The sequence below is a fragment of the Hymenobacter duratus genome, assembly GCF_014698995.1.
GTDB lineage: Bacteria > Bacteroidota > Bacteroidia > Cytophagales > Hymenobacteraceae > Hymenobacter > Hymenobacter duratus.
This window is the reverse complement of sequence record NZ_JACWZZ010000001.1, coordinates 455,361-475,144: the sequence shown is the minus strand read 5'-3', so window position 1 is coordinate 475,144 and position 19,784 is coordinate 455,361. Positions and strand designations below refer to the sequence as shown.

Genomic DNA, 19,784 nt, shown 5'->3' with positions numbered 1-19,784 from the left:
GCGGCGGGAAATTGCTGTACGTAAACGTCTCGTTGGGCAGCTAACGCCCACGGCTGGGAAAAAGGCGTAATTTTACCCAACGTGCGTCGTTATGACTGCTACGCCGCGTATGAGCTGAACAAACCGATTGGTTTTCAGCGTTGGCGTATTCGTAAGCTATGCTCCCGACTTCTGTTTTGACTGTATCTTCCTTTTCCCATTTGCTCACCCGGCCCCTGGCGACCCTGCTGCTGCTGGCCGGAGTAGGCGGCTGCGCTTCTGAGCGCCGCAGCGTGATAGGCCATGCCTACGACAACGTAGTGGCCCGCGACAATGCCTATTTCCTAGCCCGTGAGAAAATGCGGGAGACTGAGCAGAAGCTGTACACCGCCCGCCAGAACGACTACAACCGGGTACTGCCCCTTTTCCCGACGATGGATGAGGCCAGCGCCAAAACGGTGGCCACGGATATGGAGGATGTGGTGAAAAAGGCCTCGCTGCCGATTCAGTACCGCGCTGCCTCCGACTGGACGGATGATGCCTATATCCTCATCGGCAAGAGCCGCTTCTATACGATGGAGTATGAGGATGCGGCCAAAACCTTCAAGTACATCAACAGCACCAGCAAAGACCCCAACGCCAAGCACGAGGCGCTCATCTGGCTGATGCGCACGTTTGTGACCACCAAAGAGTTTGAAAACGCCAAGGCCGTATCGGATTTGCTGGATAAGGAGGAAGGCCGCGAGGCAAATGCCAAGGAGCTGTTTCTGACCCGTGCTGACTACTACATTAAAGTAGAGGAGCCCGCCAAAGCCATTGAGAATCTGGAGAAGGCCATTCCGCTGATTGAGCAGAAAAACGAACAGTCGCGCACACGCTACATTTTGGCGCAGCTCTACCAGAACCAGGGCGAGGACAAGAAGGCGTACGCCGAACTGAACCGCATTCTGAAGAAGAATCCGCCCTACGAGCTGGACTTTTTCGCCAAGCTCATGCTGGGCCAGGTATCGGACCTCAACACCACCGACAAAGCCCGGCTGGACAAGTATTTCGCCAAGCTGCTGAAAGACTCCAAGAACAAGGAGTACCGCGACAAGATCTACTATGAAATGGCGCGCCTCGACTACCGGCAGCAGCGCTATACGGAGGCGCTGAAGCTGCTGGAGCAGTCGGCACGGGCCACTTCCACCAACCGGGCCCAGAAGTCTTATACCTACCTGCTGGCGGGCCGTATCTACTACGAAAACCTGCAGAAGTACCGCCTGGCTGCCGCGTACTATGACAGCACGGTGCAAAATCTCCCGAAGGAAGCACCGGGATATGCTGCTACAGTTGAGCGGGCCTCCATTCTGAAAGACTTTGCCCAGCAGTACTCCATCATCGAAACCCAGGATAGCCTGCAGGCACTGGCTCGGCTGGATACGGCAGCCCTGCGTACTCGTTTGCTGGCGTTTGCGGATGCGGAACTGACTGCCCGCCGCAAAGAGGCCGAGGCTTTAGCGGCCAGGCAGGAACTGGCAAGCCGCCGCCAGACGGCCACCGGGCCCAGCTCGTCCCGTGACCTGCAAACTGGTATCGACCCCGAAGATTTTATCAACGGCAGTACCGGCGTAAAATGGTATTTCGACAATCCGACGTCGTTGAGTACCGCCCGGGCTGACTTTATCCGGAAATGGGGCGACCGGCCCTTGCAGGACAACTGGCGTACGGTGAGCGTGGCCAGTTCTTCGCCCGTGACAGAACGGGGTGGCAGCGTGCCGGTGAGCATTGCGGGGGCCAACAAAACCAACGTAACGGCCGGCGCTACCACCGGACTGGGGCAGGCCGCAGAAGATCCGGCCGTGCAGCAGCGCGATTTGGTGGCCAAATACCGTCAGGCATTGCCGCTCACTCCCGACCTGATGAAGGCTTCGGAGCAGCAGGTAGAGGAGGCGTTGTTTGCGTTGGGGGGTATCTACAACCAGCAGCTCCGGGAGCCGGTGCCTGCCGCGCAGACGTACGAAAAGCTCACCACGCGCTTCACGGCCAGCAAGCATCTGCCGGAAACGTACTATAGCCTCTATCTGATTTATAAAGAGCAGAACGAGCTGGCCAAAGCAGAGCTTTATGCGCAGCGCCTGCGGCAGGAATTCCCCAACACTGCCTACGCCCGCCTGGCCGCCGACCCCGAGTACCTGCGTCGTACGTCGCTGGTGAATCAAGAAGTAGCAGTGCATGTCGATTCGGCATTTGTGTTCTACAAGGCACAGGAGTTCAAAAAAGCCTCTGCCGTATTGGCTCGCACCAAGAAACGCTACCCCGAAAACGACCTGAACGACCGGATAGCCTACCTCAACGCTCTGATTGCTATGCGGACTCAGCCGCCGCTGGTAGCCAAAGCCACGCTGGAGAAGTTCACCAAAGATTACCCTGCAACCCCGCTGGGCAATGATGCCCGCAACTTCCTGAACTCTTACAAGAAGTACGAGGCAGGTGAAATCGTAGGCGCTTTAGCATCTACTCAGAAGCCGGTAGTATCCATTTTTCGCCCCGGCGAGGTGAACAACCGGATGCGCATTTATTACGCAGAGAATGAAACGCCTGCCAGCGTAGCCCCTTCAGTAGTTCCTGCCAAGCAGCCGGAAACATCCAAACCGAAGGAGCCTACCATTCCGGCTAATAAAACAGAGACTTCTAAAGACAGCACGGCAGCATTGTCTCCTACGAAAGTAGAACCCACGAAAGCGGAGCCTGCAGTTGACCCGGTGAAAGCAGCCCGCATGGCGGCAGCACAGGCCAGGGCGCGCGGCAAGAAAACGCCTAAGGCACCAACCCCATCCAAATCCGCAGTTCCGGCAACCGACTCGGCTGCTGTTGGGGCTGGTGCCGCGCCAACAGGCACCGCCACGCTTTCCATTCCTGCCCCTGCCGCCACAGCACCGGCCCCAACAGTAGCCGCTACTCCACCAGCGCCCGCTTCGCCTTATGCTGCGGCTCCGGCTGCGGGCCATGCCGTTGTGCTGGTGTTTGCGAAGGGCGCCGAGCCGGCCCAGAGCCTGCCCGCCCAGCTTGGCACCTACAACAGCCGCTACTATCAGGCCAGCAAGCTGCAGGTGCAGCCGCAGGCTCTCGGCGACTCTCTGGAGCTGATAGTGGTACAGAGCCTACCCAATGCCAAAGTAGCGCAGAGCTATGCTCTTAAGCTGCGGAGCCCTCAGTCGCCGCTCAGCAAGCTACGCGGCGCGGGTTACCAAACGCTCATCATCGGTATTGATAATCTGCCAGTGCTGTTGCAGCGCCGCAACGTGGAAGAGTATCAGCGCTTCTACCAACAGACTTACTCCAAATAATTCTGAATTGCGCCTTCTTATCAGACAGTTGCCTGCTCCTCGGTGCAGTTCAGACTGTCAATCGGAAGGCAGATTCTTCATTTAGAAGTTCCGAATGGCTTACCCCGCCACCAAAACCAAGACTAACTCCCGCAAACCGCAACGCCCGGGCCGTTTTACGGCACTCACCCGCACGATGTGGTTACTGTTCGGCGGCGGTGTACTTGCTTTTGTACTGTTTGTATTCGCAGTTAGCATCAACTTCGCCGACCTGTTTGGGCAGATGCCCAACCTGAAGACTCTCGAAAGTCCCCGTAGCGAGCTAGCATCAGAAGTATACTCTGCCGATGGAGTGCTCATGGGCAAGTACTTCCGTGAGAACCGTACACCAGTCAGCTATGAGGAACTGGCTCCTACGACCATCGATGCTCTTATTGCCACAGAGGATGCGCGCTTTGAGGTGCATTCCGGCATCGACCCCAAGGCTATGGCCCGGGTAGCCTCCGGCCTAATTGTAGGCGGCAAGAGTGGTGGCGGCTCTACGCTCAGCCAGCAGCTAGCCAAAATGCTGTTCCGCACCCGCGAAGACCTGAACGACGGCCGTCTGAACGATGTGCGGGGCCTGGGTATGGTTATCACCAAAACCAAGGAGTGGATTCTGGCAGTACGCCTGGAGCGCAATTATACCAAGCGCGAAATCCTGCGCATGTATCTCAACACGGCCGATTTCGGGTCCAATGCCTTTGGCATCAATGTAGCGGCCAAAACGTTTTTTAATAAGAAGCCCAAGGCACTTACGCTTGAAGAGTCGGCTCTGCTCGTAGGCTTGGTAAACGGTCCGTCGTGGTTTAACCCGGTACGTAACCCAGAACGCTCCAAAAAGCGCCGTAACTGGGTATTGGGCCAGATGCAGAAAGCTAACTACATCGATGCGCCTACCTACACTGCCGCCATCGAGAAGCCCATAAAGCTCGACTATAAGGTAGAAAATCAGAACGAGGGTATTGCTCCGTATTTCCGCACCGAACTCAGCAAAACACTGCGCGATTGGGCCAAGGAAACCGAACACGACCTATATGCCGACGGACTGAAAATCTACACCACGATTGATTCGCGGATGCAGAAATATGCCGAGGCGGCTGTGGCTGAACATATGAAGCTACAGCAGAAGTGGTTTGATGCGCATTGGAAAGGTCAGCAGCCTTGGCGCGATGAAAATGGCCGCCTGATTGCGAATTTCCTCAGCACTTCCATGCAGCGGACGGCCCGCTACCAGTCGCTCAACGCCCGCTTCGACGGTAACAAGGACTCCATCAAATACCATCTGAATAAGAAGTATAAGATGAAGGTGTTTACTTGGAACGGTGGCGAAAAGGAGGTGACGATGTCGCCAATGGACTCGCTGGCCTATTACAAGCGGCTGCTGCACTCCGGATTTATGGCCATGAACCCACTCAACGGCCAGATTAAGGCGTGGGTAGGCGGCATCAACTACAAGTATATCAAATACGACCACGTGAAGCAGGGCAAGCGCCAGCCTGGCTCCACGTTCAAGCCGTTCGTCTACGTAGCCGCCATCGACCAAGGGTACTCACCCTGCTATCAGCGACCCGACGTAGCAACGACGTTCCCGGCTGAACGTGGCCGGGCCGCTTATACACCCCGCAACTTCGAGGGCTCATTCTCGGGCCGCACCTTCACGCTACGGCAGGCACTGGCCCGCTCCATGAACTCAATTACGGCGTGGCTCGTGCAGAAACTCGGCCCCGATGTAGTGGTCAGCTATGCCAAACGCCTCGGCATCACCTCCCCTATTGATGCGGTGCCGGCTATCGGCTTCGGCTCTTCTGATGTCAGCATTTTCGAGATGACCGGAGCCTACAGCACGTTCGTCAACAAAGGCATCTGGACTTCCCCCATGATGGTGACACGTATCGAGGACAAAAATGGTAACGTACTGCGCGAATTTGTGCCGCAGACCCGAGAGGCCCTCAGTGAAGAAACAGCCTACCTGATGACGTATATGCTGCGCGGCGCTACCGAAGAACAGGGCGGCACTTCCATTATCCTCAAAGGCGGTTTCAAATTTCCGTATGAAATGGGCGCCAAAACCGGTACCACCAACAACTATTCCGACGGATGGTTTATGGGCCTTACGCCTGATCTGGTGTGCGGCATGTGGGTGGGCGGTGAAGACCGCAGCATTCACTTCCGCACAGGTGCCTACGGACAGGGCTCACGCTTGGCACTGCCGCTCTATGGTATCTTCATGAAGAAAGTCTACGCCGACAAAAACATCGGCATTAGCAAAGGTGCTTTCCCCAAACCCGATACGCTGAGCGTAGAAATAAACTGTTCACGCTACTACAACGGCGCGGGCCAGCGTGATACCATTCCGTACGACCAGAAACTCAACCAAGTAGAACTGGACGACTTGAACGAACAGGATATTTAAGCGGGGTTATTTTAGAATTCAGAAACGTGGTCGGGACTTACCGGCCACGTTTTTTGTTTACACTCGCACCAGCACACGGTTTCTACGTATTTCCTCCGGCAGTTCTGCCGCTTAATGCGGATAGCTCTGCCCTATTGCTCGTACCTACTCCATCTGTCCCAATCAGCACTATATGGCTGCTAAAGAGCATCTGCAAGAGCAAATTCGCCAGCTCCCCCACCGCCCGGGTGTGTATAAGTACTTCGACGATGAGGGCATCATCTATGTGGGCAAGGCCATCGACCTGCGGAAGCGGGTGAGCAGCTATTTCACCAAGCAAGACCACAACAAGAAGACGCAGCAGCTGGTCAAAAACATCAAGCGCATCGAATTCACGATTGTGGACAGCGAGTCGGATGCGTTTCTGCTGGAAAACAACCTCATCAAGCAGCACCAGCCGAAGTACAACATCCTGCTGAAGGATGGCAAAACCTACCCGTATCTACTGCTCACTAACGAGCGTTTTCCGCGCCTGATTCCAACTCGCAACAAACGCCCTGGCGACGGCCGCTACTACGGCCCCTACGCTAACCTAACGGCCATGAACGTGCTGCTGGAGATGATCCGGATGCTGTATCCGCTGCGCACCTGCACCTACAATCTGTCGCCTGAGAATGTAGCGGCCGGCAAGTTCAAAGTGTGTCTGGAGTATCACCTCGGCAACTGCAAAGGCCCGTGCGAGGCCAAGGAAGATGAGGAAACCTATCAGCAGTACATCCACCAGATCCGGCAGATTCTCAACGGCGACCTGCGCCTGCCTAAGCAGTACTTCCGTGAGAAAATGACGCAAGCGGCTCAGGAAATGCAATATGAGCAGGCCCACCAGTTCAAGCTCAAGTTGGACCGGCTCGATGATTTCCAGGCCAAAAGCACCATCGTCAATGCGTCGTTGTCCAACATCGACGTATTCAGCATTGCCTCTAATGAGAAGCTAGCCTTCATCAACTACCTCAAGGTGATGAACGGCTCCATTATCCTCACGCAGTCGGTGGAGGTGCAAAAGAAGCTGGATGAGCCCGACGATGAGATTCTGGCGCCCATGATTATGCAGATGCGGGAGGAGTTTGAGAGTCAGTCGAAGGAAATCCTGACCAACGTGCCCGTGCCCGACCTGCCGCTGCCCGGCGTAGCTATTGCGCAGCCCCAGATCGGCGACAAGCGGAAGCTGCTGGAGCTTAGCATCAAGAACGTGCTCTACCTGCGCAAGGAAAAGGAAAGCATGACCGACCGCAGCAAAGACCTCAATGAGGTCCGGATCATGGAAACCGCCAAAAAGGATTTACGCCTGAAAGAGCTGCCTAAGCACATCGAGTGCTTCGACAACTCCAATTTCCAGGGCGACAATCCGGTGGCAGCCATGGTGTGTTTCCGCAACGCCAAGCCCAGCAAAAAAGACTACCGCCACTTCCATATCAAAACCGTCGTCGGCCCCAACGACTTCGACTCGATGTATGAAATCGTGACGCGCCGGTACCGCCGCCTCTTGGATGAGGGAGCTTCGCTCCCTCAACTCATCATCGTGGATGGCGGCAAAGGCCAGTTGGGTATGGGCGTAAAGGCCCTGAAGGACTTGGGCATCTGGGGGCAAATTCCCATCATCGGTATTGCTAAGCGGCTGGAGGAAATCTACGTTCCCAACGACCCGCTGCCGCTCTACATCGATAAGAAAAGCGAAACACTACGCCTCATCCAGCGCATGCGCGACGAGGCCCACCGCTTCGGTATTACCTTCCACCGTAGCCGCCGCGACGCCGCGACGCTCAAAACTGAGCTGACGGATGTGAAAGGCCTAGGCCCTATTACTGCTGATAAGCTATTGACTAAGTACAAGTCGGTTAAGAAAATAAAAGAGCTTTCTGAAGCTGACCTTACAGCTGAAATTGGCAAGGCCAAGGCCCGTGTTTTACTCGACTATTTCAGCCAGGAAGCTACGCCTGAGTAGAGCAGTTCTCCACTAGCTGATACATACAAAAAGCCCCGACCACACAAATGGCCGGGGCTTTTTAACATTTTAGCTACACGCCGGGGCTTTAGAAGCTCCAGAGGTTGTATTCGTATTCGATGAGGTCGGAAGCTGCTTGCTGCGAGGCCAGAATGCCTTGCTGCTGGCCACCGTAAATTTCATCCAGACGCGCATCGTTCGGGTTAGAAACCTTTACGATATACGAGTTGAACAGCCACAGCTCAAAGGCATCAGCAAGGTTCTTGTGCTGCGCATCGTTCTGGGAGTTGAACCAGATGGCTTTGTCCGGATTGTTACGGAATACCTTCACCAAGTCGCTGTACTTGAACGTGCCGATAGGTTTTTCAATACCGGAAGCATTAGAGCTCAGCGTCGAAGGAACCAGCAGCGTGATGGTTTTGATATCGTGATACATCCGCGACCGTTTCTTGTCGAAGATCATATCCTCCTTCAGTTCCATCTGATACAGGTCCTTGTAGCGGTACTCGTAGCTCGGTGGCGCGGCTGGAGTTTTGGCAACTGGCTTAGCACCTTTTTTCTTAGGAGCACCCCAGTCATCACCGGTATCTTCTGAGAAACCAGCAGCTTTTTCTTCGTCACTCAAGCCGGCGGAAGACTCCGCGTACGACATGTTAGACGTTACCTCGGCACCAGTGAAAGTTGTCGTCAGCGAATCATTGCGGTAAGCGACCAGCTCACCCCGCTTCACAGCATCAATGATAACGCGGCTGATTTCTTTGCCTTCCGAAAACATCGGCTTGTTCTGCTTTTCACGCAGATCCACGGCCCGCCAAATCGTTTTGCGGAACATGATATCCGAGTTCGGAATCGGACGGTACGAGCCGTTGCTGCTCGCAGTAGTCGCTTGTTCCTGAGCCGAAGCCGACAGTGACAGCGTAAGACCAGCTGCCAGAGCAGCGAGAGAAAGAACCTTATTCATAATGCAGGAAAGCGAATCAGACGCTTTTAGTTCATCAACTGAAACTTACAACAACGGCACGTTGAACTGCTTAGACACGTTTACCTGCTCCGTGTTGCCCTGGAAGTTCATACGCTGAACTTCTTTTACTTCGATGTAAAGACGGTCGCCTTCGCGGGCCGAGTTTACAACGTCGTTTAGGCTAACATCCGGGCCGTTCACGGTGCGGGTAGGCATAGCCGGGCGCTTACCGCGCACCAGCGTTACTTCGTAGCGGCTTACGCGGTAGCGAGCATCCTCCGGCAGGAAAGTAGCGAAACCAGCATCCGGAATAGCTTTCAGGCTTAGATTGCGCACAGCCGTAATCGGAGTTCCTTGCTTCTCGTTAGCCTCACGGCCACCTACGATGCACTTAATTTCAGGCTTCGGAATAGGACGAACCTGGAAGGTCTGCGAGCCGATAGGGTTGCCACCGCTGCTAACGCTCAGGGTCACTTCTTTCGCATTTGGAACCAGCGTCACTTCGCCTTTAGCCGAACCTTTGATGGTAGAGGCACCGGAAGCAGAGAAGCTAGGATCATACTGAGCACCCAGAGCAGGTACCTGTACGCTCAGCTTGTTGCCGCACTTGAAGTACAGCGCCTGCACCGAAGCCGACTGAATCTGCATTACAGGCTTGGTAACCGTGTAGGGAACCGTCACTTTGAAGGTGGTGTCGCGGCCGTTCTGCTTGAAGCGGATAGTACCAGTCCACTGCGCCTTGGCATTGCCAGCGGCATCAAAAGAGCCTGGGCGAGCCGTGAACTCCACCTTGCCTTTGCCAGTAGAAGCGTCTACTGCCAGCGGCGAACCGTTCAGCGTCATGGTGGGGCGCAGGCCTGTGGCCGAGGCCGTCAGGAACAGTTCTGCTTTATACTTGGTGCCAGCAGCTACCGTGTTCGACTCGGCGCTAGCGAAAGCACCTACTTTGTCGAATACGATGATGTTGCCACCTACTTTGGCCGACTGAGCAGCCAGAGCATCTGACTCGTACTTCAGTACTTCGGTCTCTTTCTGCGACAGAGTAGCCAGTGCAGCTACCAGCGGCGTGTTCTCGAAGTTGAGCTCCGCAAAGTTCTTCGAACGCTGCTCCGGGTCTGTCACCATTGGATCCTCTTTGGCATCAAGTGCCAAAGGATTAGCGCTGGGAACGAATGTTTTGATGTAAGAAGAATACTCATTGAGTTTGTTCTTCATTTCATACGCAGCACCGTCTTTTTTGCCGCCGAGCATTGTGATGGCCACTTTGTCTTCGGCACTCATGTTTTTGTACTCGTTCTTGCCTTTGGTGTTTTCCGTGGCTGTCACGAGTTTGTCGCGTACACCGCGCAGATAATCAATCATCTGCTTGGTACGCTCACGAATTTCTTCGCTCTGCTTCAAAACGGCAAGGTCAGCAGGAGTATTGCGGTTTTTCTCAACCTGGGCTGCAATGCCTTTTACCGTGCCATCGTTCGATTTAGACACCTTTTCGTTGATACCGAAGAGGCTGTCATCAAGGAACTTGAATTTGAGCAGAATTGCTGAGTTTACTTGTAGGGCTAGAAGCGCAGTCAGTACCAAGTACATCATGCCAATCATCTTCTGCCGCGGAGTTTCTTTGCCTCCCGCCATTGTGTCTACCTATCTTATATAAAAGGTGGGACCGAAATTTCGATACGTTACTACTCAGCCTTAGCTGGTAGCACGCATAGCATTCAGCATGTTGCCGTACACCCGGTTCAGCGAGTTCAGGTTGCCCGTCAGAGCAGCTACCTCTTCTTTGAACTTCTCGGTGTCTTTGCTGGCGTCGGTCATGTTCTGCATGGCCTGGCTCAGCGTACCGTAGAACTGGTTCATGGACTTCAGGTGCGTGTTGGCATCCTGCAGTTCCATTTCATACACGGCATTCAGAGCGCCCAGGTTTTTGGTAACATTCTGTACCTGTACGTGGTACTCTTTGGCGTCCTGCGTGGCATCCGACATAGCGCTCATCGCCTGAGCGGTGTTGGCATAAGCCTCGTTGATGCGTTCCAGGGAAGTAGCAGCAGTACGAACTTTGGCCGTATACTCTTCAGTAGCATTGGTAGCGTCGCCCAGCGAAGAAAGCTGCTGCGTGGTGGTGCTCAAACGGTTCAGGCCCTGGCCCAGCGAAGAAATAGCCTCCGGCGTTACGTTGGCATCTTTCAGCATATCGTCCAGCTTGCGCGTCAGACCTTTGCTGTTGTTCTCTTCCACAAACTTGTTGCTGTTTACTGAAGGGTCATATCCTTCGGACAGCTCGGGATATACCAGCGACCAATCGGGGTCTTTATGTTGAGGTTGGAAAGCGCTAAACAGGAAGATGAGAGCCTCGGTACCAAGACCAACAATCAGCATAACGTCAGCACCTTTCCAGTGCTGAATTTTGAATAGAGCCCCGACAATTACGACTGCAGCGCCAATGCCGTAAATCATCGGCATCACCTTATCGAAGAAAAAATTACCGCCTTTAGCTGCCATGTGAGTTGATTGTGAAAGAAGAGTTTGGTGATTGGGTGAAAAGCGAAAAAAGAAACGCGGGTGAAGAGGGAAGTATTTTGCGGTAATCGGTTAAGCTATTAGTTCAGGCTGCTGTTGGTACCCATGCCAATCTGAATCATGGCGGTGCGGAAACCAATGAAGGAGCGCGAAGAATCCTGGTATTCGAAGTTGCGCGTTCCGGTTTCGAGGAAGTAAGCAATGTCCTTCCAAGAACCGCCACGAACCACCTTGCGGGGCTCGTTGTCATCGGGGTTTGTTGGGTTCATATCCCAAACTACCGGAACCGACGCCTCCATGTAAGCATCGTCGCACCACTCGGCTACGTTGCCCGACATATCATACAGGCCGAAGTCGTTGGGAAAGAAAGCTCCTACCGGTGACGTGTAGGCGTAACCATCCGAAGCATAGTCACCGCGGCCTGGCTTGAAGTTAGCCAACATGCAGCCTTTCGAGTTACGCAGGTAAGGACCGCCCCAAGGATAGGTAGCGAGGTCACGGCCACCACGAGCCGCGTATTCCCACTCAGCCTCGGAGGGCAAGCGGAAATTCGGGGTCGGAGCCAGACCAGCTTCCTCATTGGCGGCATTCTTGTTTTTGGTGCGCCAGTTGCAGAAATACTTTGCGGCAAACCAGTCTACCCCTACTACCGGATAGTCATCAAAGGCCGGGTGAGTGTAGTAGTACTCCATCAGCGGGTCACCCATATGGTACGTGAAGTCACGAACCCACACTGTAGTGTCAGGGTACAGCTCCGTCATCACATATTCTTCCCCCAAGACATCAATTGAGTCCTGCCGGATGGCATTCATAAATTGACGGTACTCGTTGTTGGTAATTTCTGTCTCGTCCATGTAGAAGCCGGCGATAGTCACCTGCTTGTTCATGTTTACCATAGACGCGGATATATCCTGGTCAGTCTGGCCCATGTGGAACGTTCCACCAGGGCAAGGAACCATACCGTAAGGAACTTCCTGAGGATTGAACTCGGGACGGTCCTCTGCTCCGACTAGGTCGCCTTGCGGTCCTTTGCCAAAACCACAGCCTCCCAAAATCAGAGCCGAAATGGCAACGAGAGGCAATACGAGAAACTTGTTCATGTGAGGAAGAAAAAGACTGTTAAGGCGGCGATATCCGAAGATTACAATTTTGTGAGCTGGCAAATCTAGCGAATCTTACGTTCGTGCGCAAGCCTATCGCTCAATGCCTTTCGTTTGTCTACGAACTAGCGGTATCGCCAGTTAAACGATGAAAGGCAAAGAGTTAGTGTGCGTCAGCTAGAAATCCTTCCTCCACGTAATCAGGGCACCGGGGTGATCCACCTCAGCCAAATAGTCTAGAAGCTATATCGTGGCGTGCGAATAGCAGGTTTTGTAGCCATACCCGGTTTAGGCAGGCGGTAGGATAGCATAATCTCGTGCGAGCTCAGTGCACGTGCATCTTGGTTAAATGCAACAAAGTCGAAGGCATAGCCTAAACGTAGCGCGTTATCCTTGGCCAGGGCTAGGCCCGCCATGCCGGTGAAAGATTCCTGATAGCGGTAGCCAAGTCCGCCCCAGAATTTGTCGTTGAAAGTAGCTCGCACGTTAGCTTCGTACGAGTTATTTTTAAACGTAAACTTGCCGTCGTCGCCAAACTTACCGGGCATCACCATCTTCACGAGTACCGAAGGTGTTACCACAACGGAGGAAGAAGCCTCGATATTGTAGCCGGCGGTAAAGTAAGAGTGGTTCTCACCGATGTATTTAGCGGTGTTGCTGCTGCTCGTGCTTTCGCTCGTGAAGTTGTACTCAGAGCGCAGCAGGTTATTTACGCTCAAGCCAGCGTAGAAGGTGGGCGATTCGTACCAAACGCCTACGCCAGCATCAATTTTGCTGTCGGAGCCGTCACGGGGTACGCTGGCATCGTCCGGGTCAATGGCACGGTACACTCCCTTCGACAGGTAGTTGTAGATACCCTGGACGCCTACGCCCAGTTTGCCTTCTCCTACTTCGAAGTGCTTGGAGTACGAAAGCTGGGCGTTCGTCATCTCGAACTGCGCAATTTCGTCGCGGTAGACGTGGAAGCCGATACCGCCACCCAGCACGCGCACCGGCAACGAGCCAGTAATCATGTAGGTTTTGGGTTCACCTCCGTCGTCGAAGCTAGCCTTGTAGTTGAAGTACTGGTAACGACCGATGGCCGTTATCTCGCCCTGGCCTTTAATGCCAGCATAAGCGGGGTTGAGATACATGCCGTTGAAGCCGTAGTGGGTGAACTGCGGCTGTTGCTGTGCGAGAGCAGTGCCCGCAACGGTGGTCAGCAAGAGGGTGGAAAGTAAAGTTCCCTTCATAGAAACAACTGATTTTGGGTGCGTTACGAGTGGGGTGGGACAACGTAAGTGGTTTCCAAATGTATGCAAAAAACCCTGTGCAACAAATCCTGCCCAAAAAACAAACGGGGAAGCAGTACTACTGCTTCCCCGTTTGGGACTTTAGGCGCTTTGTTTGCCGCTCTTATTCTTCTCTTTTCCTACGTCAGGGCCATGATGGAGACGTATATACGCTTCTATGGCGCCGGTCATGGAAGGCGCATTAGGATGCGGCGCCTCGATGTCTAGCTCGAGGCCGGCATCCAGCACTGCTTTGGCGGTAGTGGGGCCAAAGGCAGCTATGCGGGTTCCGTTTTGCTCGAAATCAGGGAAGTTGATGAAGAGCGAGCTGATACCGGACGGACTGAAAAACGCAATACAGTCGTACTTCACGTCCGAAAGGTCCGACAGGTCGCTGGCAACGGTGCGGTATATGACGGCTTCTGTGAACTTAAAGCCGTTGGCCCGCATGAACTCCGGAATATCATCCTTGCGGATATCGGAGCACGGGTACAGAAACTTCTCGCTCTTGTGTTTCTTGATGACCTCAAACAGATCGACGGCCGTGCGCTGGCCTACGAAAAGCTTGCGTTTGCGCAACACGATGTACTTCTGCAGGTAGTTAGCAGTCTGCTCCGAGATGCAGAAATACTTCATCTCGGCAGGCATTTCCAGCTTGGCCTCCTGGCAAATGCGGAAGAAGTGGTCTACCGCATTGCGGCTGGTGAAGATAACCGCCGTATGCTCGAGAATGTTGACTTTCTCCTTGCGAAAATCCTTGTAGGCAACCGGCTGAACGTCGATAAACTCACGAAAGTCTACTTTAATACCGTATCGTTCGGCAATGGTAAAGTAGGGCGAAACGTCGTTGGTCGGCTTAGGCTGGGTGACAAGAATGCTGGAGATTCGCTTAGCATGACGACCCGTCCCCGGTTTGTCTTTGCTCTCGGCCATATGGTAAAGAAAAGGGTAAGTCTAGGGCAATAAGAAAACGATGTCGGTAGCCCGTGCTAAGCTGAGAAGCAGCGGTTAGTAGGTAAAAACAATCAGCTTTAGCAGAATGACCAGAGGAATCACTTCTGTGGCGCAAAGGTACGAAAACAAATGCAGATTTAGTAGCGAGGCCCGACGGTGGATGGTTCTGGCAACTCGCACAACTGTACCCACCAACAATAAGGAAACCACTCCGTTGGAAACCCAAAGTACCGCTTCCGGCAGCGTCTGGTTCAGGCCAAGATACAGCAGCATCACCAGTGGCAGGCACAACCCCAGAAAAAGGATAGTTCGCACAAATTCCCGATACTGTACCATCACCAGTTCTCCTACATCGAAGATGTAGCCCATCAACTCCAGAAACAGGTATTTGCCCAGCAGAAACCCTGCGATGAGGCCGGTATAGAGCAAGATGCGGGAAACCAGGGCGGATTCCGGCACATCGAACAGGCGCCGGAGAATAACAATATGCTGCACGTTGGTATGAATGGCAACCAGCAACAGCGCGAAGGACAGGGAGAAAACCAATACCAGCAGGATATTAAGCCAGGTGACGGTTGGCTTCACCAGAAAGTCCTGCTCACTCGAAGACTTGCTCCACAAGCCCTCGAACTGGTACACACGAGAAAAGCCTGACTGATAGGCGGCCCGAATGCTGCCATAAAGCAATCCGATGAGCAGTAGAAACAACAAAAACACGTTCTCGCCGGGGTGGCTGCGGGCCAGTGGCTGGGCCAGCACGGGGCTGTTGCCGACGGCTGCCTTACTGGATGGCAGCTGCCGCGCACGCTGCACATCAGTGAACGAGCTGAGGTTGGGGGAAGCCTGAGGATGCCATACGCAAAGCAGATGCGGGCCTGGAACAGAGCCCGCAGGCAGGAGCTTCGCCAGATCAAGCGTGTAAGAGGCTGTGGCGGCCGCCGTGAATACCAGCCTATTGTCCAGGAACAGACTCTGGCCGGCCCTGGCGGCGAATGATATTTCGAATGGATGCGCGGGCTGCAGCGTCAGCCATTGGTAATAGGCGTGTGTGGGCGCGTGGTAGTCAGGCAGATACAGAATGAGCCGATTACGGGCTTCGTCATGAATCAGCCAGTCGCTGGAGAGGCCGCTACGGGGTGCCGGGGGCAGCGGACGGTACTCGGCCGCCAGAGCGGCCGATAGAGGCAGCAGGGCCAGCAGCAGGATGAGAAGCCACTGGCGCCACTCCGCAAGTCCGGCTCTGTTTAGCACCGTTGCCTCCATGACAGCTTTTCTCAGGATGCTACGCGCTGCTCAGCGCTGCGGCTTCGGTACACTCCCAGAAATACGCTCAGCAGCAGGGAGAAACCAACCAGCGCACCGATAAGCACGGTATTGCCTAAGTCAGCGAAGTTGATGACGAACAGAATCACTACCAGATTGAGCAGCCCCAGCAGCATAACGGTGCTGATCTGCTGAAATCCCATGGCCAGAATGCGGTGATGCACGTGGTTTTTGTCGGGAGCAAACGGCGAGCGTCCGGCCATCATGCGCACGATGAACACCCGCAGTGTATCGAACAGCGGCACAAACAGAATTCCGGCGGCTACTGCGGGTGCAGAGGATGCAAATGGCTGGCCTACTTTCAGGCCCATTTCAATGAACTGGATGGTGAGTACCGAAACGATAAACCCACAGACCAAGGAACCTGTGTCGCCCATAAAGATGGTGGCCCGGTGGAAATTGTAGCGCAGAAAGCCCAGCATACCCCCAATCAGGCAGACCGATACGAACACGTAGTTGCCGTAGCTGGGCCCGCCGTAACGCATGAAATAGTAGCCGAAGGTGCTGACAATGATGAGCACGATGCTGCCCGCCAGCCCGTCGAGGCCGTCGATGAGGTTGATAGCATTGGTGATGCCCACAATCACGAGGAAGGTAAAGGCGTAGCTGATGCCCACCGGCAACTCATGTATACCCAGAATGCCCTGGAAACTGGTGAGGCGCACATCGGCCATGATCATGACGATGCCGGTAGCCAGAAGCTGGCCGACGAACTTCTTGGATACCGAAATAGATACCAGGTCGTCCTTCAGGCCCACGAAAAACAAGACAATGCATCCTGCCAGCAGTTGCTGAATGCCATTGCCGAGGTCAGCGAAGATGGTAAGGGCTGACATGAAGCCCGCAAAAACTGCCACGCCGCCCAGCCGGGGCGTGAGGGATTCGTGCACGGTACGCACGTTGGGCGTATCGAGCATGTTCTTCAGGTGAGCAATGTAGATGATGGACGGCACTGCAAACAGTGCGACCAGAAACGCCCAGAGAAAGGACAAGCTCAACTGAATTCCGAGAGGGGTCATTAGGCGGCAGCTTGAGAGTAGATAATCCGCTGGACCTTTATCCAGTGGATTATGAAAAGGTATTAGCTATGCATGACGCCTTCACGGCCAAGCAGAGAAATATGTGTCAGGTTGGCAGAAACGATGGAATCGGGCACGAAGATGAACTTCTTGTCAAAAATCTGTGCATCGAGGTAGTAACTCACCCAGTACTGATTGTTGAGGTGAAATAAAGCCGGATCTATTGGCTCAACCGGCACCGCCGAGCGGGGCTCTACTTCCGCAAACACGTGCCGTAGAGTAGACGTTTTTACGTTTTCGCCATCGGGCTGAGTGCCGTAGCCGTGCGAATTTACGATGACGTTCTGTAGGGCATGGTCGTTGTGGTTAATCAGGTACACTAACCAGCCTTCCTTGCCTTCTTCCGTAGCAGCTGCTTCTTCAGGGACTACGGCTATTGTTACGCCTTCTACCGGGTCAAATTTGATATGCTCTTTCATAAGGAAAAACTGCGGGTGTTAAGACGCAGGCAATGCGGTTGTAGCGGTAGAAACGACTAGCTCAGCCTCGAACAGGCGAGCCAGATGCGGCAGCAGACGCACCTGCACTTCGGCCAGCGGTACAGCACGCCCCAGTTCCTGCTGTAGCGAGGTCACGGCTTTATCGGTGATGCCGCAGGGGATGATGTGGCCAAAGTAGGACAGGTCGGTATTTACATTGAGCGCAAAGCCGTGCATGGTTACCCAGCGGCTGCATTTCACGCCCATAGCGCAGATCTTACGCGGGTTGGGCGCACCTTCCTCATAATCAAACCAGACGCCGGTAAGGCCAGCAATGCGGCCGGCACGCAGTCCATAGTCAGCCAGGGTCAGGATGATAGCCTCCTCCAGCAGCCGCAGGTAGCGGTGAATATCGGTGAAGAAGTTGTCGAGGTCAAAAATTGGATAGCCTACCAACTGGCCGGGGCCGTGGTACGTAATGTCGCCGCCCCGGTTGATGCGGTGGAAGGTGGCTCCGTGGGCAGCCAAGCCAGCTTCATCGAGCAGCAAGTGCTCGGGTTTACCACTTTTGCCGAGTGTATAGACCGGTGGATGCTCGCACAGCAGCAGATGGTTGGGCGTGTTCTGAGGGGTAGTTCCTGCTTCGGCAGCCTGACGGTTCTGGGTCTTGATTGCCAGCGTATCGGCCAGTAGCTTTTCCTGATAGGCCCAGGTTGTTTCATACTCGGCGAGGCCAAGTAGCTGCACCTGAACCACCCGATTTTGCGCAGGGGATGCTAGGCCGGCGGCAGCCAGGTCAGGCGAATCAGAAGGCGCAGTACAGGAGGAATACAAAGACATAGCGGTAGCTGAGCACTTAGCAACACGCACCCCTGCCAATCTGCTTATTGTGCCCTTACAAAGGGTGAATAGAGACGGTAGGCCTACGCGGAAAACGCGCAAAGTTACTAGATTCAGCACCAAACTCAATTTGCCCTTCTTCGGCGGGCAGCTAATGGCTCCTTGTATTTTCTGCATGCACAACGCCGCACACGAACTGGGCCGGGCCGGCGAAGCAGCTGCCGCAGCCTTCCTGATACAACAGGGGTTTGAGGTGCTGTTTCGCAGCTACCGCCACGGCCGTGCCGAAGTAGATCTGGTGGTTTGCCAGGGCCGTGCGCTATTGGTATTCGCAGAGGTTAAGGCCCGCTCTTCCAGCCAGTTCGGTTATCCAGAAACCTTCGTTTCGGAACGCAAGAAGCAGCTGTTTCGGCTTGCCGCTGAACAGTTACAACTGGACCTAGACTGGACCGGCGACATTCGCTTCGACATTCTGGCTGTTACGCCCGTAGCGAATGACTTCCGGATCGAACATTTTGAGGATGCCTTCTATTAGTTGCGGCGTGTGCCTGGGCGGGTAGTGCCGGGGCGGTCCGTCACGGCGTCGCGCTTATCAAACTTATCCTTCTCAAAGACCAGCACCCCGTTGCGGTTGTACTCTTTCACCAAGATGGGCTCGGTCACTTCCGGGTCGTAGCCGGAGGCGCCATATTGGTACACGTAGTGGCGGCGGTTGCGGAAGCCCCAGTATTTGGTCCACTCCCCTACTCGCTTGCCATTCTCAAAGCTGCCGTCCCAGTCACGCTGGCCATTTTCTTGGTAGCGCACATAGTCGCCCTCCAGCTTGCCGTTCACATAAGGCACCACTTCCTTCACCAGCTTCTGAGCCGCATCGTAGTAGGTCACGTTAGCGTCGCGCGGGAAGCCCATTTCATAGTGAAGCTTGCTGAGCAGCACATTGTCTTTGTTGAATTTCTCCCAACGCAGATGCTTAGTGCCCTTGGCGAAATAACCAGTTTCTACCACTTTGCCGCCCTGCATCTTCTTGTAGGGGCCGTGCAGCACCTTGTCGGTGGCAGGATTCAGCTCGGTATTGGCCCGGAAAATCTTGCGCTTTCGCGGGTTGAAATAATATACGGTGGTAGAGTAGGCGCCGGGCTGCTCAAAGGTTTTCAGGTAGTAGAACACTTCCAGCACCTGGTTCTTGCCCTTGGGCCCCGACTTGGTAAAGCCTTTCTTGATTCGCTCCCCCAGGAAGATGTTCTTCTTCTTTTTCTTGGCCTGGCGCTGGGCCAGCTTCTCCTTGTCCTTGGCCGCTTTTTCCTGCTCTTTGGTCAGCACTGCCTTTTTCGCCAGCAATGACGGGGCTTTGGTAGTGTCCCGAGACGTAGTGAGCGTATCGGCGGTCAGGGTAGCCAGAGCCGGCTCAGAACGGCTATTGAAGGAAACCGTCTTCTTGGAACAGGCCCCAATGCTGCCGATTAGCAGCACCAGCAATAGAATATGCGGACGTAGAAAGCGCATTGGCAGGAATACAGGCAGTTTTCGCAGGAACGTAAAGATAAAGGGATTTGGTGCCCGGCCGAATACAACAACTCAGCTGCCCGAGTCTGCAAAA

Annotated in this window: 15 protein-coding genes; 4 read left to right on the top strand and 11 right to left on the bottom strand. The window is 54.4% G+C overall.

Annotated features, from left to right (window positions below; translation table 11 throughout):
* Positions 1–200 precede the first annotated feature (200 nt).
* The 3 genes from porW to uvrC all read left to right on the top strand — a co-directional run bounded on the left by porW (position 201) and on the right by uvrC (position 7,723).
* Positions 201–3,308, top strand: coding sequence for a type IX secretion system periplasmic lipoprotein PorW/SprE (porW, locus tag IC231_RS01955; RefSeq protein WP_190782936.1), 3,108 nt, complete (start codon positions 201–203; stop codon positions 3,306–3,308).
* A gap of 94 nt (positions 3,309–3,402) precedes the next feature.
* Positions 3,403–5,742, top strand: a complete 2,340-nt coding sequence (locus IC231_RS01950; protein ID WP_211538811.1) for a penicillin-binding protein 1A — start codon at positions 3,403–3,405, stop codon at positions 5,740–5,742.
* A gap of 172 nt (positions 5,743–5,914) precedes the next feature.
* A complete protein-coding gene (gene uvrC, locus IC231_RS01945; RefSeq protein WP_190782935.1) occupies positions 5,915–7,723 on the top strand; it encodes an excinuclease ABC subunit UvrC in 1,809 nt (602 codons plus the stop codon).
* 88 nt (positions 7,724–7,811) lie between these two features.
* On the opposite strand, the gene porN is transcribed toward uvrC, so the two are convergent.
* From porN to lipB, 10 genes are all read right to left on the bottom strand, one after another.
* Positions 7,812–8,684, bottom strand: coding sequence for a type IX secretion system ring subunit PorN/GldN (gene porN / locus IC231_RS01940; protein WP_073280797.1), 873 nt, complete (start codon positions 8,682–8,684; stop codon positions 7,812–7,814).
* A 45-nt stretch (positions 8,685–8,729) separates the two neighbouring features.
* Positions 8,730–10,316, bottom strand: a complete 1,587-nt coding sequence (gene porM / locus IC231_RS01935; RefSeq protein ID WP_190782934.1) for a type IX secretion system motor protein PorM/GldM — start codon at positions 10,314–10,316, stop codon at positions 8,730–8,732.
* Positions 10,317–10,376: 60 nt separating this feature from the next.
* On the bottom strand, positions 10,377–11,183 hold the full coding sequence (porL, locus tag IC231_RS01930) for a type IX secretion system motor protein PorL/GldL (protein WP_185887884.1): 807 nt from the start codon (positions 11,181–11,183) through the stop codon (positions 10,377–10,379).
* Positions 11,184–11,281: 98 nt separating this feature from the next.
* Positions 11,282–12,301 (bottom strand): T9SS ring complex lipoprotein PorK/GldK, encoded by a 1,020-nt coding sequence (gene porK, locus IC231_RS01925; protein ID WP_073280800.1) that lies wholly within the window; start codon positions 12,299–12,301, stop codon positions 11,282–11,284.
* Between the two features lie 236 nt (positions 12,302–12,537).
* Positions 12,538–13,533 (bottom strand): PorP/SprF family type IX secretion system membrane protein, encoded by a 996-nt coding sequence (locus tag IC231_RS01920; RefSeq protein WP_190782933.1) that lies wholly within the window; start codon positions 13,531–13,533, stop codon positions 12,538–12,540.
* Positions 13,534–13,674: 141 nt separating this feature from the next.
* On the bottom strand, positions 13,675–14,505 hold the full coding sequence (locus tag IC231_RS01915) for a uroporphyrinogen-III synthase (protein ID WP_190782932.1): 831 nt from the start codon (positions 14,503–14,505) through the stop codon (positions 13,675–13,677).
* Positions 14,506–14,580: 75 nt separating this feature from the next.
* Positions 14,581–15,777 carry a DUF4271 domain-containing protein gene (locus tag IC231_RS01910; protein ID WP_190782931.1) on the bottom strand — a complete coding sequence of 399 codons (1,197 nt, stop codon included), beginning with the start codon at positions 15,775–15,777 and terminating at the stop codon, positions 14,581–14,583.
* A gap of 23 nt (positions 15,778–15,800) precedes the next feature.
* Complete coding sequence (locus IC231_RS01905; RefSeq protein WP_211538810.1) at positions 15,801–16,868, bottom strand: MraY family glycosyltransferase; 1,068 nt, start codon at positions 16,866–16,868, stop codon at positions 15,801–15,803.
* A gap of 62 nt (positions 16,869–16,930) precedes the next feature.
* Positions 16,931–17,347, bottom strand: a complete 417-nt coding sequence (locus tag IC231_RS01900; protein WP_190782930.1) for a hypothetical protein — start codon at positions 17,345–17,347, stop codon at positions 16,931–16,933.
* 18 nt (positions 17,348–17,365) lie between these two features.
* Positions 17,366–18,187: a lipoyl(octanoyl) transferase LipB gene (gene lipB, locus IC231_RS01895; protein ID WP_190782929.1), complete on the bottom strand. Its 822-nt coding sequence runs from the start codon at positions 18,185–18,187 to the stop codon at positions 17,366–17,368.
* Between the two features lie 175 nt (positions 18,188–18,362).
* Between lipB and IC231_RS01890 the strand changes: the two genes are divergently transcribed.
* Positions 18,363–18,722, top strand: a complete 360-nt coding sequence (locus tag IC231_RS01890) for a YraN family protein (RefSeq protein ID WP_190782928.1) — start codon at positions 18,363–18,365, stop codon at positions 18,720–18,722.
* Here the strand turns inward: IC231_RS01890 and IC231_RS01885 are convergent.
* Positions 18,719–19,690, bottom strand: coding sequence for a toxin-antitoxin system YwqK family antitoxin (locus tag IC231_RS01885; protein ID WP_190782927.1), 972 nt, complete (start codon positions 19,688–19,690; stop codon positions 18,719–18,721). The genes IC231_RS01890 and IC231_RS01885 overlap by 4 nt on opposite strands.
* Between the last annotated feature and the right edge of the window lie 94 nt (positions 19,691–19,784).